The organism is Streptomyces sp. NPDC002004, from assembly GCF_053593975.1.
Window position 1 is genome coordinate 1 of the sequence record NZ_JBSFDP010000044.1, and the last position, 15,311, is coordinate 15,311.

Here is a 15,311-nt window from a genome sequence, read left to right on the forward strand (position 1 = left end):
GCCCGTGCTTGCGGGCCACGTCGTCGATCAGATAGGCGAGCGGCTGCGGGACCGGCGTGCGGGAGTGCGCGGGGCCCGCAGCAGGGCCGGCGGACGCAGCAGTCGGGCCGGGGTCTGCACCGTCGGCCCGGTCTGCCGGAGGTTCAGGGCGGGGTGCGCCCGCAGGCCCCTGCCCGGCTCAGCCCGCCTTGCCCAGCCGTACGGAGAGGTCGTTGTCGTTGGTGTAGTACGGCCCCGCCTCCACCGTGCCGTGCGACGTCTCCAGCCGGGCCACCGGGTAGGTGAAGATCGGCTTCTTGTCGGCGACGTCGTCGAGGAGCCGTGCGATGCGCACCCGGGGACCACTCTCACCGGCCGGGTGCAGCCACAGGTCCCAGGTGTCCGGTTCTCCGGCCGCGGCCAGCGCCCGGTAGCCGACACGGAAGGTGAACGCGGCGCGGTCGGCCGTCACTTCGGCGCGCAGGACGGGGCGGGTCCCGTGCCGCCCGCGCAGCTCGGCGTGGGCCTCCTCGGTGAGCGGGGTGCCGTAGACCCGGCCCGTGACGGCCAGTTCGGCGCCGTCGATGTGCAGTTCCCCGGCCTCCGCGTGCGGGGCGCGGTGCCAGCCGCGCACCGAGAGGTTGCCGTGCTTCGTCGCGTACGGGATGCGGACGGCCACGAAGCCGCGGGAGCCGCTCGGGACGCGGTCGACGAGCGAGCGCAGATCGTTCACACCGGGCGTCAGGCGCAGCGGCTCGCCACCGGCGAACTGCGTGTACACGTCCCAGCGGCCCTCGGCGAGGGGAACGGTGCTGGGCAGCGCGGCCCGCAGCCGTCCGTCGGCGGCCGGGGTGAGCGGCAGCCGCACCTCGTCGAGGTCGTCGCCGGACTCGCGGCGCTGCAGCACCAGGTGCGTGGCGCCGGGCGTGCCGGGGTCGGCGATGTCGAAGGTGAGCCCGCCTGCGGAGTCCGCTATGCAGTCGGCCCGGAGATCGGCCGCCGGGCCGGTGAGCTGGTCCACGGTCTGCGTGGGGACCGGGGAGGTCATGCGGTGCGCCCCTTCTTGAGTGCGGTGCGGCCGGCGTCGCGGACGGCGTAGGCGCCGCCGAGCAGGGCGCCCCGGCCGCGGTGCAGGGTGCCGCGCAGCCGCCCGCCGGGGGTGCGGCCGCTGCGGCCGGCGAGGCCGGAGAACAGGGTTTCGTAGCGCTCGGCGATCCGGGCCGGGTCGAAGCGCCGGGAGTCCTCGAGGGCTGCGGCGGCCATGGTCCGGCGCAGGTCGTCGTCGTTGATGAGTTCGAGGAGGCCGCCCGCGATGGCGTCGACGTCACCGGCCTTGACGAGGCGTCCGTCGACACCGTTGTCGATGATCTCGCCGGGTCCGTGCGGGCAGTCCGTGGAGACGACGGGCAGGCCGCAGCGCATCGCCTCGACGATCGTCATGCCGAAGGACTCCAGGCTGGAGGTGACGGCGGCGATGGAGCCCTTGGCCCACTCGGGCTCGATGGGGTGGGCGGGGCCCATCAGATAGACGTGGTTGTAGAGGCCGAGCCGGTCGATGAGGGTGCGCAGCTTGTCCTTCTGCTTGCCGCCGCCGTAGATCCTCAGGCGCCAGTCGGGCCGCTCGGTGCGCACCGTGTCGAAGGCCTTGATCAGCAGGTCGTACCGCTTCACCGGGGCGAGCCGGCCGGCCGCGACGACCCACTTGCCGGTGCCGTCCGCGGGCTCGATCCCTGGCGCGGGCACCGGGTTGGGGACCGCCTGCACGCGCACCCCCGGCAGCCGCATCCTGCGGCGGTAGTCGCCGGCGTCGGCCTCGGTGGTCGTGGTGAGCGCGTCGAGACGCGGGTAGACCCTGCACAACTGTCGGCGGAGCGCGTTCGAGTGGCTGTCCAGCGTGAGGTGCTCCTGGCCGACGCGGACCGGGCCGCGCCGGGTCTGCCGGGCGATGTGCACGTTCAGCCCGGGGCGGGTACCGACGACGACGTCGGCCTCGACGGTGGCGAGGTGGTCGGCGATGCGCCGGTCGGTGAGTTCGTTGTACTGGGCGTAGCGTCCCTCGGCCTGCGGAAACGTCCGGGCCGGGCGCCCGTACTCGGGGACCTCGCCCTCGTATCCCGGGGTGTCCTTGCGGATGTCGACGAGATGATGCAGCCGCACACGCGGATCGACCGAGAACACGGGCTCGTCCCGGTGCCGGAAGACGGACACGACCTCGACGTCGTGCTGCTCGGCGAGGGTGTTCGCAAGGTTGTACGTCGTCCGGATCGTCCCTCCGATCCCGTACGCGTTGTGAATCAGGAAAGAGATATGCATGAGTCCCCGTATCCGCTGCTTCGTAGGCGGACATCCCCTCTCATCCGTCTACCGCAGGGTTAGACCGAGTGGTCGCCGAGTTGGTTGGGGCCCATTATCGACTTGTTACCGAAGAGTTGTGGCACCGTGACTGCTTTTCGGGAACCTTTTCACTCTGTCGTGCGTCAGGGCAGTCGGGGAAGCCGTGACGCCATGAAGTGGCTGCGGTTCCCGTCACCTTGTGCGACGGTCAGGGGCCGTGGACTCCAGCGTGCCACGGAGAAGCAGGCCCGACGGCTTCCGGGCGGCGCGACGCCGTTCCTGCGGAGTCGGCGAGGGCCTCGGCTCCGGCGCGGCGCGCCCGGACCCGCAGGCCGTGCCGACGTCAACACGGCGCCGGGTGACCGTGGTTGACTCCCGTGTCGCTCCGGCCGTCACCGCGCCGACGGGCCACGCCGATGGACCACGGGGCCGCTCTCGTCTCCACAACCGCGCTGCGGCGTGGTCGTGTTCGGCGGCGCCACGACGGAACCGCACGACGAGCCAAGCGGGATGCGGGCGTGGCGAGCGGGCCGCACCCCCGGTACGCCGGCGGCCCCGCTCCGCCGGCGAGGACGGAGCGGGGCCTTCGGTGGGGCGGCCGCGCAGCCGTCACAGTGCGAGGCGCTCACCCGGCAGGATCAGGTTCGGATCGGCGCCGATGACGGCGCGGTTGGCGGCGTAGACCGTGCGCCAGGCGGTGTTGTGCCGTGCGGCGATGGCGCTCAGGGTGTCGCCGCTCCGGACGGTGTAGTCGCCGCGGGCGGCGCCCCGTCCGGTGTGGACCGAGGAACGCGGCGGCGCTGCGGGCGCCTTGTGCGGCTTCACGGCCGCATGGGCGGGCGTGCGGTGTGCCGTGGCCGCCTTGCGAACCGGCGCGGCCTGCCGGTGGACGGGCGCCGCGGCACCCGGGGCGCTGCCGTAGGCCCCGGCCCGTGCCGAGCACACCGGCCAGGCGCCCCAGCCCTGTGCACGCTGCACCTGGGAGGCGATGGCGATCTGCTGGGTCCGGGAGGCCCGGTCGGCGGTCGACGCGTACTGCGCACCGCCGTAGGCCCGCCAGGTGCCGGCGGAGAACTGAAGACCGCCGTAGTAGCCGTTGCCGGTGTTGATGTGCCAGTTCCCACCGCTCTCGCACCGGGCGATGCGGTCCCACACGGCACCGTCCGCCGCCTGGGCGGACCCGGTGGCGGCGAGGACTCCGAGCGGGGCGAGCAGTGCGGCCCCGACGAGTACTGCCGTCTTGCGCATGGACACGGAACTCGGCGACGTCACAGGCGTCACGGACATATGGATCCCTCTCCGAGGACCCGGGCTCCCCCAGGCACCGAGGCCTCCTCACGCGTCCTGCGCGGCCGGTCCACGGCGCCCCGCCCGCCGGAACCCGCACCCGGGCCCGAGGGCCGGCGGTGCGGTGCGGCGGACGTGCCCGAGCGGTGCTCGCTGCACACGGCGGAGGAATGTAAGGAGCGGATCGGCCCGGCATCAACCAACTGCTCGTTGCTCCAGGCCAGTTGAAGGTTACCGAGGGTACCGACGATTTTCGGACAGCCTTTTCATCATCGGATTTCCCGATTTGTCGACCAACGCCCTCTCCGGTCTGTGACTCACCTCACCGGACTAACTTCCTTGACACCCAAGGGAGTTCACCATGAGTGAGCAATTCCGGCCGCCAACTCACGCTGTGCGCTGGATGGGTCGATTCCGTTCCTGCCCGGGCGTGACTCCGGCCACAGATCGTCCGTTGTGCTCTTCATAGCCGGGAATCCGCCCGGCCCGAGCCGGGAAACGCCCGGCGCCGCACGCATACGAACCGATTCCGAGGAGCCACCCGTGCCGCGCATGCTCGACGTCAGCGACGACGTACGCGCCGAGATCGGCGACGAAGAGGCCAACCGGCTGCTTGCCGGTGAGAACGTCCCGGGCAGCTACGACTGCACGTCCTGCCGCACCCCGGGCGACTCGGAGCAGGAGCGCACCAGCACCGTCCTGTTCCTCGGCGACGAAACCGCCGTCCTCGCCTTCGCCCACGCCGGCTGCCTGCCCTCGCAGGTCGTCCAGGTCACCGAGGCGGAGCTGCAGGGCGCCGTCCACTCCATCACCGGGCAGAGCGGCGGCACACCGGCCGTGGCGCCCGGTCACGCCCCTGTCGAGCAGGCCGTGCTCGGCGTCACCAGCGGCCTGGTCTTGATCCACGGCGAGCTGCACCCGGCGCTCGTCGTCGAGCCCAACGGCCCCATCGCGCGCCCCGGCCGGACCGTCGGCGGCGACGAATTCCTTCCGCTCCTCGTCGAGCAGGGATTCACCCCGGTCCACAGCCTCGAAGCGCTGCCCGCGGTGCTGCACGGGTGGTCGGTGCTGCTCGCCATGGGGCAGCTGCACGCCCTGCTCCAGCCCGGTCCCGTCGGCGGCTCCCCGGTCTCCTGGTGGCAGGCGCACCAGCCGCTGCTGGTCACCGACGGCTGGCGCACCGCGGCCAACAAGCTCCAGAAGGTGCTCGTGTTCGCCGCCCCCGCAGGCTCGATCGGCCGCCAGCCCCGCGAGGACCTGCTGCGCGACGCACTGGACAAGGCCGCGGTGAACGGCCGGCTGGTGGCGGCGGCGATGCCCCTCGCGGGCGTCTGAGGGTCCGGGGCCCGTTCCCGGCGCCCCCGCCGCACCCCGCCACGGCGCCCGCCGCGTCGGCGAGTCCGACTCCCGTCGCGGCGGCGGCCGTTCCACCGCAAAGGACGACCGGGGGCCGCATCCGTAGCGGCCCCCGGTCGTTGGCACCTACGTGCACACTTACGAACCCACCCGCCGTCAGCCGTACCTCACGTCGACGATCCCGGCGCCCATCCCGTCCATGCGGCCCGCCCAGGAGCCGATCGGCGGCCACTCGGCCACGCCTATCTACGACGAGCTGTACTCGGAGTACCGCAGCTCCTTCAAGGCCCTGCCCGGAGACCGCAGCGGCGAGGAGCACCTCGGGTTCACCGGCTTCGCCACGGGTCCGTACGGCACCCACCCCCACCATCACGAGACGCGGCACGGCGGCTGGTACCCCGTGGCGAGCGTGCGGCCGCACGGCCCGGGAACCCATGTTCCGGCCGCGCTGCCGCCCGCGCCGCGCAGCGAGCGCTGATCGCGCCCGCCGATCGGGCTCCCGCCCGCTACTTCTTCTTGCCGCGCTTCTCGCGCACCCGCACCGACATGTGGATCGGCGTCCCCTCGAAGCCGAACTCCTCGCGCAGCCTGCGCTCCACGAAGCGGCGGTAGCCGTGCTCGATGAAGCCGGAGGCGAACAGCACGAACCGCGGGGGCTTGGTGCCCGCCTGCGTGCCGAACAGGATGCGCGGCTGCTTGCCGCCGCGGATCGGGTGCGGGTGGGCGGAGACCAGCTCACCGAGGAACGCGTTCAGACGGCCCGTAGGAACCCGGGTCTCCCAGCCCTCCAGGGCCGTCTCGATCGCCGGGACCAGCTTCTCCATATGACGGCCGGTGCGCGCCGATACGTTCACCCGCGGTGCCCACGCCACCTGGCCGAGCTCGGTCTCGATCTCCCGCTCGAGGTAGTAGCGGCGCTCCTCGTCGAGGTTGTCCCACTTGTTGTAGGCGATGACCATCGCACGGCCCGCCTCGACGGCCATCGTGATGATCCGCTGGTCCTGGACGGAGATCGTCTCGGAGGCGTCGATCAGGACGACCGCGACCTCCGCCTTCTCCACGGCGGCGGCGGTGCGCAGCGAGGCGTAGTAGTCGGCGCCCTGCTGGAGATGCACACGCTTGCGGATACCGGCGGTGTCGACGAACTTCCAGGTCTGGCCGCCCAGTTCGATCATCTCGTCGACCGGGTCACGGGTGGTGCCGGCGAGCTCGTTGACGACTACGCGCTCCTCGCCCGCCACCTTGTTCAGCAGTGACGACTTGCCGACGTTCGGGCGGCCGATGAGCGCGATACGGCGGGGGCCGCCGACCGCGTTGCCGAAGGTCTGGGCCGGGGCCTCCGGCAGGACCTCCAGGACGGCGTCCAGCATGTCGCCGGTGCCGCGGCCGTGCAGCGCGGAGACGGGGTGCGGCTCGCCGAGGCCGAGGGCCCACAGATACGCCGCGTCGGCCTCGCCGCTCGGGCCGTCGACCTTGTTGGCGGCCAGGACCACCGGCTTGCCGGCCTTGCGCAGCAGCCGGACGACCGCCTCGTCGGTGTCGGTGGCGCCGACCTTGGCGTCGACGACGAAGACGACCGCGTCGGCGGCCTCGATCGCGTACTCGGCCTGTGCGGCCACGGAGGCGTCGATGCCGAGGACGTCCTGCTCCCAGCCGCCGGTGTCGACGACCTTGAAGCGGCGGCCGGACCACTCGGCCTCGTACGTCACGCGGTCGCGGGTCACACCGGGCCGGTCCTCGACGACGGCCTCGCGGCGCCCGATGATGCGGTTCACCAGCGTCGATTTGCCGACATTCGGGCGGCCGACGACGGCGAGGACCGGCAGCGGGCCGTGACCGGCCGCCTCGATCGCGCCCTCGACGTCCTCGAGGTCGAAGCCCTCTTCCGCGGCGAGCTCCATGAACTCCGCGTACTCGGCGTCGCCAAGTGCTCCGTGCTCGTGCTCCTCGCCCGAGCCGTCGGAGTGGATCTGGTCGTTCATGAAGTCCGTACCTCGTCGTTCATTCGTGGTGATCGGTGGACCGGGCCGGGCATGTGGCCCGAGATCCACTACTCAAGTGTCGCCTAGCGTCCGGTCAGACGCCTGGCGTTTTCCAGGTGAGCGGTGAGCCGCTCCTGGATGCGCACGGTCGCCTCGTCGAGCGCCTTGCGCGTACGCCGCCCGGAGCCGTCGCCCGCGTCGAACGGGTCGCCGAAGACGACGTCGACGCGGCTGCGCAGCGGCGGCAGCGCGTTTATCAACCGGCCGGACCGCTCCGCGCTTCCCAGCACCGCCACGGGGACGATCGGCGCCCCGCCGCGGACCGCGAAGTACGCCAGCCCGGCGCGCAGCGACGCGAAGTCGCCCTCGCCCCGGGTGCCCTCCGGGAAGATGCCGAGAACCCCGCCGTTCTGCAGGACCTGGAGGGCCCGCGTGATGGCGGTGCGGTCGGCGCTGTCACGGTCCACCTTCAGCTGCCCGATCCCCGTCAGGAACGGGTTCAGCGGGCCCACGAACGCCTCCTTCTTGATCAGGAAGTGCGTGGGCCGCGGGGCGACGCCCATGACCATCGGGCCGTCGATGTTGTGCGCATGGTTGACGGCCAGGATGACCGGGCCGCTCGCCGGAACCTTCCAGGCGCCGAGCACCCGGGGTCTCCAGAGCCCGTACATGAGACCGACGCCGATCCGGCGGCCGACCTCCGCGCCCTTGAGGGATGGCGGAGCCTCGGTCACCGCTCGGCCCGCTTCCCCTCGATGAGGGTGACGACGCATTCGATGACCTGCTGGAGCGTGAGGTCGCTGGTGTCGACCTCGACGGCGTCGTGGGCCTTGGCCAGCGGCGAGGTCTTCCGGCTCGAGTCGGCGGCGTCGCGCTTGATCAGCGCCTCCCGCGTCGCCTGGACGTCCGCGCCCTTCAGCTCGCCGCTGCGGCGCGCGGCACGGGCCTCGGGCGACGCGGTCAGGAAGATCTTCAGGTCGGCGTCGGGCAGCACGGTCGTGCCGATGTCACGGCCCTCCACGACGATGCCCTTGACGGCGGTCGCGGCGATGGTGCGCTGAAGCTCGGTGATCCGGGCCCGCACCTCGGGCACCGCGCTGACCGCGCTGACCTTGGACGTGACGTCCTGGGTGCGGATCGGGCCCGCGACGTCGACGCCGTCGACGGTGATCGTCGGGGCGGCCGGGTCGGTGCCGGAGACGATCTCCGGCTTGTCCGCGGCGGCGGCGATCTCCGTCGGGTTCGCGAGGTCGATCCCGTTGCTCACCATCCACCACGTGATCGCCCGGTACTGGGCGCCGGTGTCCAGGTAGCTCAGGCCGAGCTGTCCGGCGACGGCCTTCGAGGTGCTCGACTTGCCCGTGCCGGAGGGGCCGTCGATGGCGACAATAACTGCCGGGGCGGTCCTGGCGGCGGTTTCCACGGTGTCGGACACCTTCCTGATACGCGGGGTGGTCTTCGTACGGGACACAGAGGGGCCCCGCACAAGGTTACTGGCTCCGGGACCCCGCTCCCACGCCCGGGCCGGACCCGGGGGGACGGATCCCCCGGTCCGGAAACGTGCCGGTGGGGCTACTGCCTGATCGCCCAGCCCCGCTCCCGCAGCGCCGCGGTGAGCACCGGCGCGGCCGACGGCACGACCATGAGCTCGACGAGCCCGGCCTGCTGGCCCGTCGCATGCTCGATCCGCACGTCCTCGATGTTGACGCGGGCCGCGCCGGCGTCGGCGAAGATCCGAGCCAGCTGCCCCGGCTGGTCGTCGATGAGGACGACGATGCTCTCGTACGCCGCGGGGGCGGCGCCGTGCTTGCCGGGCACCCGCACCTGCCCCGCATTGCCGCGCCGCAGCACGTCCTCGATACCGGTGGCACCCGCACGCCGCTCGGCCTCGTCGGACGACTGGAGGTCGCGCAGCGCCCGCACCGTCTCGTCCAGGTCGGAGGCCACGGACGACAGGAGGTCGGCGACGGGACCCGGGTTGGCGGAGAGGATGTCGATCCACATCCGCGGGTCGGACGCCGCGATACGCGTCACATCGCGGATGCCCTGTCCGCACAGCCGCACCGCCGACTCCTCGGCGTGCTCCAGACGCGCCGCGACCATGCTGGAGACCAAGTGGGGCATGTGCGAGACGAGCGCCACGGCACGGTCATGTGCGTCGGCGTCCATCACGACGGGGACGGCACGGCAGTGCGACACGAGTTCCAGGGCCAGGTTCAGGACCTCGGTGTCCGTGTCCCGGGTGGGGGTGAGGACCCACGGGCGCCCCTCGAAGAGGTCCGCGGTCGCGGCGAGCGGCCCGGACTTCTCGCGGCCCGACATGGGGTGCGTACCGATGTAGGCGGAGAGGTCGAGGCCCAGCTTCTCCAGGTCGCGGCGCGGTCCGCCCTTGACGCTGGCCACGTCGAGGTAGCCGCGGGCCGCACCCCTGCGCATCAGGTCGGCGAGGGTCCCGGCGACGTGCGCGGGCGGCACGGCGACGACCGCGAGGTCGACGGGGCCCTCGGGGATCTCGTCGGTGCCGGCACCGAGGGCGGCGGCGGTGCGGGCCTGCTCCGTGTCGTGGTCGGCGAGGTGCACGGCGACACCGCGGCCGGACAGCGCGAGGGCCACGGAGGTGCCGATGAGGCCGGTGCCCACGACGAGTGCGGTCCTCACTGGGCGATGTCCTTGCGGAGTGCGGCCGCGGCGCCCAGGTAGACGTGCGCGATCTCGGCGCGGGGCTTGGCGGACTCGACGTGCGCGAGGATGCGGACGACGCGCGGCATGGCGCCGGCGATGTCGAGCTCCTGGGCACAGATCAGGGGTACGTCGACGATGCCGATCCTGCGGGCCGCGGCGGCCGGGAAGTCGCTGTGCAGATCGGGCGTGGCCGTGAACCAGATGCTGATCAGGTCGTCCGTCGTCAGCCCGTTCCGGTCGAGGACGGCGGTGAGCAGCTCGCCGACCTGCTCCTCCATGTGCCCGGCGTCGTCCCGTTCGAGTTGCACGGCGCCCCGGACCGCTCGTACCGCCACAGTGCTGCTCCTTGCTCGTCTGCGTACCGACCCGCCGCGTACCGGCCGTGCTGCGCGCCGACGTGCCGCGCAGCCGTTCCGCTGCCCTGCAAGCCTAGTCAGCCCGGGGACATGCGAGTGCGCGGCGCCCGCCTGCCGAGACGGCGGGGCCGCGCACACCGCGTCCGGTCAGATCCGCTGCTGCCGGATGATGTCCTCGAGCGAGCCGGACGGCATCCTGCCGCCGGGGGTCAGCTTGTCGACGGCCTGCGGCAGCACGTCGGCCAGCTGGCTGGCGGCCTGCTCCGGGGTCACGCCGGTCTGCTGGGCGACCTGCTGGAGGGTCGCGTCGGGGAGGGCCTGCTGCACCTGGTTGCCGGTGACCGGCTTGTTGTCGCCGGTGCCGATCCAGGACTGGGCCTGGTCGGCGAGGCCGGACTTCTTGAGCATGTCGAGCAGACCGCCGAGCGGGTTGCCGCTCTGGCCGTTGCCGGCGCTCTGGGGGCTGCCGCCGCCCTGGCCGTTGCCGCCGGTGAGGGACTGCAGGAGCGCCCCCAGGATGTTGCCGCCGCCGGAGCCGCTCTGGCCGCCCTGGCCACCGCCGAGGAGACTTCCGAGGAGACTGCCGAGATCGTTGCTGCCCGCCATGGTCACGCCCTTTCGGGAGATGCGAGGGGTTACGAGAACGGGGCCGGGCTCATCGGACGGACCGTCCGGGCCTCGACCCCCTGCCAATGTCACCCGGACCGCATCGTCCCGCCACTCGGCGTGACGACGACAGTCCCCGGCCACGCCTCCGGCAGCCGGAAATTCGTTCCCGGCGCACCCGGTGCGCCCCCTACGCTCCCGTCATGCCGACTCCCCACGATCTCGTCCGCCACCACACGGTCTACGCCTGCGTCATGGGCTCGCGCGCCTTCGGCCTGGCCACGGAGGGCAGCGACACGGACCGGCGCGGGGTGTTCCTGGCCCCGACGCCCCTCTTCTGGGGCTTCGAAAAGCCGCCGACCCATGTGGACGGCCCGGCGGTCGAGCAGTTCTCCTGGGAGCTCGAACGCTTCTGCGAGCTGGCCCTGCGCGCCAACCCGAACGTGCTGGAGTGCCTGCACTCCCCCGTCGTCGAGCACATCGACGACACGGGCCGCGAGCTCCTCGCGCTCCGCGACGCGTTCCTCTCCCGCCGGGCCCACGAGACGTTCGTACGCTATGCGCTGAGCCAGCGCAGGAAGCTGGAGGCGGACGTCCGGCAGCACGGAGCACCCCGCTGGAAGCACGCCATGCATCTGCTGCGTCTGCTCGTCAGCTGCCGCGACCTGCTCCGCACCGGGAAGCTGACCATCGACGTGGGCGACCGGCGCGAGCCCCTGCTCGCGGTCAAGCGCGGCGAGGTCCCCTGGCCGGAGGTCGAGGCACGCCTGACCCGTCTGGCCGCGGAGGCCGAGGACGCGGCGGCCCGCACACCGCTGCCGGCGGATCCGGACCGTGCGCGGGTCGAGGACTTCCTGCTGCGCGCGCGCCGCGCGTCAGCACTGAGGGCCCTCGAGTCCGACCCCTACGACCAGGACGTGCGGAGCGTCGTGACCGGTGGGGGCGTCCGGCGGCGCTGACGCGGCCCGGGCGTCGTCGAGCACGGCGTGCAGCCGCTCGCCGTCCTCCCGCAGGAACGCGTCCGTGCGCACCGGAGACGGCCGCGAACAGCGGCGGGCCCGGCCGCCGGGCCGTCACCGAGGTCAGGTCGGATCCGGGCTGCCCCACATCCGTTCAGGCGTCCCAGAGCGCCCCCAGCGCCAGCAGTTCGTCCCGGTACTCGATGCGCTCGCTCCACTCGGCGGGCCAGGCGTCCGCGCCCAGGTGGGCCCCGGCGAAGGCGCCCGCCAGGCAGGCGATGGAGTCGGAGTCGCCGGCCGTGCAGGCGGCACGGCGCAGGGCGGTGACGGGGGCGTCGAGGAAGAGCAGGAAGCACAACAGGCCGGTGGCGAGGGCCTCTTCGGCGATCCAGCCCTCGCCGGTGGCGAGGCACGGGTCGGTTTCGGGCGACGGGGCGCGCAGGGCTTCCCGCAGGCGCTCCAGGACGGCGAGGCAGTCGTCCCAGCCGCGGGCCATGAAGTCCTCGGGCGTGGCGTCCTGGGCGCGGGTCCACAGGTCGCCCAGCCAGGTCTCGTGGTAGCGGGTGCGGTTGTCGTACGCGTAGGAGCGCAGGCGTCCGACGAGGCCCGTCGGTTCGGCGCCGTCGGCGAGGAGCCGTATCGCGTGCGAGGTGAGGTCGGATGCGGCGAGCGCCGTGGGGTGCCCGTGGGTGAGCGCGGCCTGGAGCTGGGCGGCTCCCGCGCGCTGCGCGTCGCTCAGTCCGGGGACGAGCCCGATCGGCGCGACCCGCATGTTGGCGCCGCAGCCCTTGGAGTGGATCCGGCTGGCGTCCTGCCAGGCGCGCTGGTCGTGCGTCAGCAGCTCACAGGCGGTGAGGCAGGTGTTGCCCGGTGCGCGGTTGTTCTCCGGGGACAGGTACCAGTCGACGAACTCCTCGCGTACGGGGCGCTGCAGCCTCCTGGGGGCGAGCGGGCCCCGTTCCATCGCGGTCCGCAGCCCCCGCCCGAGCGCCAGGGTCATCTGGGTGTCGTCCGTGACGATCGCGGGCCGCGGCAGGTCCATCTCGCGCCAGGGCCCGCACTTGGCGAGGATCGACGGGACGGTGCTGAACTCGGTCGGGAAGCCGAGCGCGTCCCCGAGGGCGAGGCCGATGAGCGACCCGGTGGCGGCGCGCTTCGCGCCGGCCGTGCGGGGCGCGCCATCCGTGCCCAAGGTGCTGTTCGTGCCCGTCGTGCCGTCCGTGCCCGTCGTGCCGTCTGTGCCCGTCGTGTCGTTCGTGCCCGTCGTGCGGTTCATGCCGTGGTTCGTCCTTCCGGTCGCAGCAGCGCGGGATGCAGGGTGGTGGCGGTGCCGGCGCGGTAGAGGGCGGCGGGCTTGCCGCGTCCGCCGGTGAGCCGGGCGGCGCCGGGCACCGGTTCGACGAAGCCGGGCGTGGCGAGGACCTTGCGCCGGAAGTTGGGGCGGTCGAGCGTGGTGCCCCACACCGTCTCGTAGACCTGCTGGAGCTCGCCGAGCGTGAACTCGGGCGGGCAGAAGGCGGTCGCGAGACAGGTGTACTCGAGCTTGGCGCCGATCCGGTCGCGGGCGTCCGAGAGGATCCGGTCGTGGTCGAAGGCGAGCGGCCCGAGCCCGTCGACGGGCAGCCAGCTCGCGCGCGCCGCGTCGCCGCCGCCGCGCGGCTCCGGAGGGTCGGGCACGAGTGCGGCGAACGCGACGGAGACGACCCGCATCCGCGGATCGCGGTCGGGTTCGCTGTAGGTGCGCAGCTGCTCCAGGTGGAGCCCGGTCACGTCGACGAGACCGGTCTCCTCGGCGAGCTCGCGCCGGGCGGCCGTCCCTGCGGACTCGTCGGGGAGCACGAAGCCGCCGGGCAGCGCCCAGTGGCCCGCGTACGGGTCCTGGCCCCGCTCGACGAGCAGGACCTGGAGCGCGTCGCGCCGGACCGTGAAGACCGCGAGGTCGACGGTGACGGCGAAAGGTTCGAAGGCGTACTTGTCGTAGCCCTGCACGCGGTCACCTCCGTTCGGGAAGCGGGTCGGCGAGGTGCCAGCCCTCGGCGATCAGCGCATCGACGGCGGTGACCGCGGTGGCGAGCCGCTCCTCGTGCGTCCCGCTCAGCGTGAGGAACGTCCGTCCGGTGCGGGTGAGTTCCGCACGGAAGCGCTCGGTCATCCAGGGCCGCAGCTCCGGACTGTCGCGGAGCCCGTCGTCCTCGAAGGGGACGCCCTCGTGGTCGGTGAGCAGCCACAGGTGGTGCGCGACCCGGTCGGCGATGTCCTCGACGAGGGGGTTGCGTCCGCCCATGTACCGCTCGTGCCAGACGGTGGTGGCGAAGGAGTCGGTGTCGCAGAACAGGACCGGCGAGCCGCGCCGGGCGCAGCGGTCCTCACGGCGGTTCTGCCGCTCGGCGATCACGGGGAAGTCCTCGGAGGCGAACGCGACGTCCTCCCACTGGGCACCGGGGTGCTCGGCCCGCAGGGCGGCGAGCTTCTGCTCGCTGTGGTCCCGCCCGTACTCGGGGACCCACCGGGTGTCGGCCCAGACGCCGCCGCGCCGCCGGTAGTGCTCGGCGAGGGCGCGGGCCATGGTGGTGGTGCCGGTGGACTCGGCGCCGAGGACGACGACGCGCTTGGTGAGCCAGGCGCGTACGGGCTCGGCGAGGTGGGCCCACTGGCCGACCGGGTCCTTGCGGACGGCGGTCCCGGACACCGGGAAGCGGCTGCGGTCGGGATCGACGCACACATGGTGCGCGCCGAAGCGCCGGGCGAGCTCGTCGCCGTAGCTCTCGGAGGTGAAGACGGCGTCGACGGGGGTGGGCCAGTAGCCGACTCCCCTGCGGAAGATCGCCATGTGGGCGTCCCATACGGCCGGGTCGTTCAGGTCCATCGGGATGTCGTCGACGACGCCCCGGACCCGGGCCGTGGGGTGCATCTCGGCCATCCAGCGAACGCGTTCGCCGAGCGGGACGGACTCGACGGACGCGGCGCACACGAGGACGGTGAGGTGCTCGCACCGTTCCAGCGCGCTGCGCACGAGAAGGTGGTGTCCGGCGTGCGGCGGATAGAACTTGCCGAGGACGAGTCCGTGCCGGTGGCGCTTCACGCCGCCACCTCCGCGAGCCGGGGCGCCGTGAGCTCACGGCGCCAGCCGCGCAGTCCCACCAGGCACAGAGCGAGGAAACCGGCGTAGAGCAGGGCCGTCAGGTACAGGTCCTTGTACGCGTACAGCGGGATGTAGACGAGGTCCGCGGCGATCCACAGCCACCAGGACTCCACGAGCTTCTTGCACTGACCGTACGTCGCCATCAGGGACAGCGCGGTGGTCAGGGCGTCGCAGAAGGGCACGGTGGAGTCGGTGGCCCGGTCCAGGAGGACGGTGAGCGCGAGGGTGCCCACCGCCCCCGCCGCGAGCAGCCATGCCCATTCGGTGCGGGTCGTGCGCCGCACCGGCAGGGCGTCGGAACCGGGACCACCCCCGTGGGCCCAGGTCCACCAGCCGTACGCGGCGAGGGCGATGAAGACCAGTTGAAGGCCGGCGTCCGCGTAGAGGCCGGACTGCACGAACAGCACGATGAAGAACACGTTGTTCGCGATGCCGATCGGCCAGTTCGCGATGTGCTGGCATGCAACGAGCCACACGCACACCGCGCCGCTGCCGAATCCGAGCCATTCCGTGATGCTCACGCCGCCCCCTTAATGGTCAGTACGACTATAAAGAGGATCCGGCCCGGTCCACAACCCCGAATCCGCTCGCATCCGTCCGCAGGACCGTCCTTCCGCGGAATCCGCAC

General features: G+C 72.6%; 15 protein-coding genes and 1 pseudogene. 3 read left to right on the forward strand and 13 right to left on the reverse strand.

Annotated elements, in window-relative coordinates; translation table 11 throughout:
* Positions 1 to 178: 178 nt before the first annotated feature.
* From ACWCP6_RS33765 to ACWCP6_RS33775, 3 genes are all read right to left on the reverse strand, one after another.
* Positions 179 to 1,027: a hypothetical protein gene (locus ACWCP6_RS33765; protein ID WP_450936442.1), complete on the reverse strand. Its 849-nt coding sequence runs from the start codon at positions 1,025 to 1,027 to the stop codon at positions 179 to 181.
* On the reverse strand, positions 1,024 to 2,292 hold the full coding sequence (locus ACWCP6_RS33770; RefSeq protein ID WP_450936443.1) for a glycosyltransferase family 4 protein: 1,269 nt from the start codon (positions 2,290 to 2,292) through the stop codon (positions 1,024 to 1,026). The genes ACWCP6_RS33765 and ACWCP6_RS33770 overlap by 4 nt, the downstream gene beginning before the upstream one ends.
* Positions 2,293 to 2,922: 630 nt before the next feature.
* Positions 2,923 to 3,600 carry a transglycosylase family protein gene (locus tag ACWCP6_RS33775; protein WP_450936444.1) on the reverse strand — a complete coding sequence of 226 codons (678 nt, stop codon included), beginning with the start codon at positions 3,598 to 3,600 and terminating at the stop codon, positions 2,923 to 2,925.
* 543 nt (positions 3,601 to 4,143) lie between these two features.
* On the opposite strand from ACWCP6_RS33775, the gene ACWCP6_RS33780 reads away from it, so the two are divergent.
* Both ACWCP6_RS33780 and ACWCP6_RS33785 read left to right on the forward strand, forming a co-directional pair.
* Positions 4,144 to 4,935 carry a hypothetical protein gene (locus tag ACWCP6_RS33780; protein WP_450936445.1) on the forward strand — a complete coding sequence of 264 codons (792 nt, stop codon included), beginning with the start codon at positions 4,144 to 4,146 and terminating at the stop codon, positions 4,933 to 4,935.
* Between the two features lie 151 nt (positions 4,936 to 5,086).
* Positions 5,087 to 5,434 (forward strand): hypothetical protein, encoded by a 348-nt coding sequence (locus ACWCP6_RS33785; RefSeq protein WP_450936446.1) that lies wholly within the window; start codon positions 5,087 to 5,089, stop codon positions 5,432 to 5,434.
* 28 nt (positions 5,435 to 5,462) lie between these two features.
* On the opposite strand, the gene der is transcribed toward ACWCP6_RS33785, so the two are convergent.
* The 6 genes from der to ACWCP6_RS33815 all read right to left on the reverse strand — a co-directional run bounded on the left by der (position 5,463) and on the right by ACWCP6_RS33815 (position 10,582).
* Entirely contained in the window at positions 5,463 to 6,938 is a 1,476-nt protein-coding gene (gene der, locus ACWCP6_RS33790) for a ribosome biogenesis GTPase Der (RefSeq protein WP_450936447.1), read from the reverse strand.
* Between the two features lie 83 nt (positions 6,939 to 7,021).
* Positions 7,022 to 7,711, reverse strand: a complete 690-nt coding sequence (locus ACWCP6_RS33795; RefSeq protein ID WP_450936448.1) for a lysophospholipid acyltransferase family protein — start codon at positions 7,709 to 7,711, stop codon at positions 7,022 to 7,024.
* A complete protein-coding gene (gene cmk / locus ACWCP6_RS33800; RefSeq protein ID WP_450936449.1) occupies positions 7,669 to 8,361 on the reverse strand; it encodes a (d)CMP kinase in 693 nt (230 codons plus the stop codon). Before cmk ends, ACWCP6_RS33795 begins: the two co-directional genes overlap by 43 nt.
* Positions 8,362 to 8,510: 149 nt before the next feature.
* Positions 8,511 to 9,596, reverse strand: a complete 1,086-nt coding sequence (locus tag ACWCP6_RS33805; RefSeq protein ID WP_450936450.1) for a prephenate dehydrogenase — start codon at positions 9,594 to 9,596, stop codon at positions 8,511 to 8,513.
* Positions 9,593 to 9,955: a chorismate mutase gene (gene aroH / locus ACWCP6_RS33810; protein WP_450936451.1), complete on the reverse strand. Its 363-nt coding sequence runs from the start codon at positions 9,953 to 9,955 to the stop codon at positions 9,593 to 9,595. The genes ACWCP6_RS33805 and aroH overlap by 4 nt, the downstream gene beginning before the upstream one ends.
* Before the next feature lie 168 nt (positions 9,956 to 10,123).
* Positions 10,124 to 10,582, reverse strand: a complete 459-nt coding sequence (locus ACWCP6_RS33815; RefSeq protein ID WP_450936452.1) for a YidB family protein — start codon at positions 10,580 to 10,582, stop codon at positions 10,124 to 10,126.
* 203 nt (positions 10,583 to 10,785) lie between these two features.
* On the opposite strand from ACWCP6_RS33815, the gene ACWCP6_RS33820 reads away from it, so the two are divergent.
* On the forward strand, positions 10,786 to 11,541 hold the full coding sequence (locus tag ACWCP6_RS33820; protein ID WP_450936453.1) for a nucleotidyltransferase domain-containing protein: 756 nt from the start codon (positions 10,786 to 10,788) through the stop codon (positions 11,539 to 11,541).
* Positions 11,542 to 11,695: 154 nt separating this feature from the next.
* Here ACWCP6_RS33820 and ACWCP6_RS33825 read toward each other — a convergent pair whose 3' ends face one another.
* The 4 genes and pseudogenes from ACWCP6_RS33825 to pnuC all read right to left on the reverse strand — a co-directional run.
* Positions 11,696 to 12,817, reverse strand: coding sequence for an ADP-ribosylglycohydrolase family protein (locus tag ACWCP6_RS33825; protein WP_450936454.1), 1,122 nt, complete (start codon positions 12,815 to 12,817; stop codon positions 11,696 to 11,698).
* Positions 12,814 to 13,530 carry an NUDIX hydrolase gene (locus tag ACWCP6_RS33830; protein WP_450936455.1) on the reverse strand — a complete coding sequence of 239 codons (717 nt, stop codon included), beginning with the start codon at positions 13,528 to 13,530 and terminating at the stop codon, positions 12,814 to 12,816. The genes ACWCP6_RS33825 and ACWCP6_RS33830 overlap by 4 nt, the downstream gene beginning before the upstream one ends.
* Before the next feature lie 4 nt (positions 13,531 to 13,534).
* Complete coding sequence (locus ACWCP6_RS33835; protein ID WP_450936456.1) at positions 13,535 to 14,623, reverse strand: AAA family ATPase; 1,089 nt, start codon at positions 14,621 to 14,623, stop codon at positions 13,535 to 13,537.
* A pseudogene (gene pnuC / locus ACWCP6_RS33840) lies at positions 14,620 to 15,204 on the reverse strand (nicotinamide riboside transporter PnuC); the annotation flags it as partial. The gene ACWCP6_RS33835 and the pseudogene pnuC, both read right to left, overlap by 4 nt.
* Positions 15,205 to 15,311: the final 107 nt, after the last annotated feature.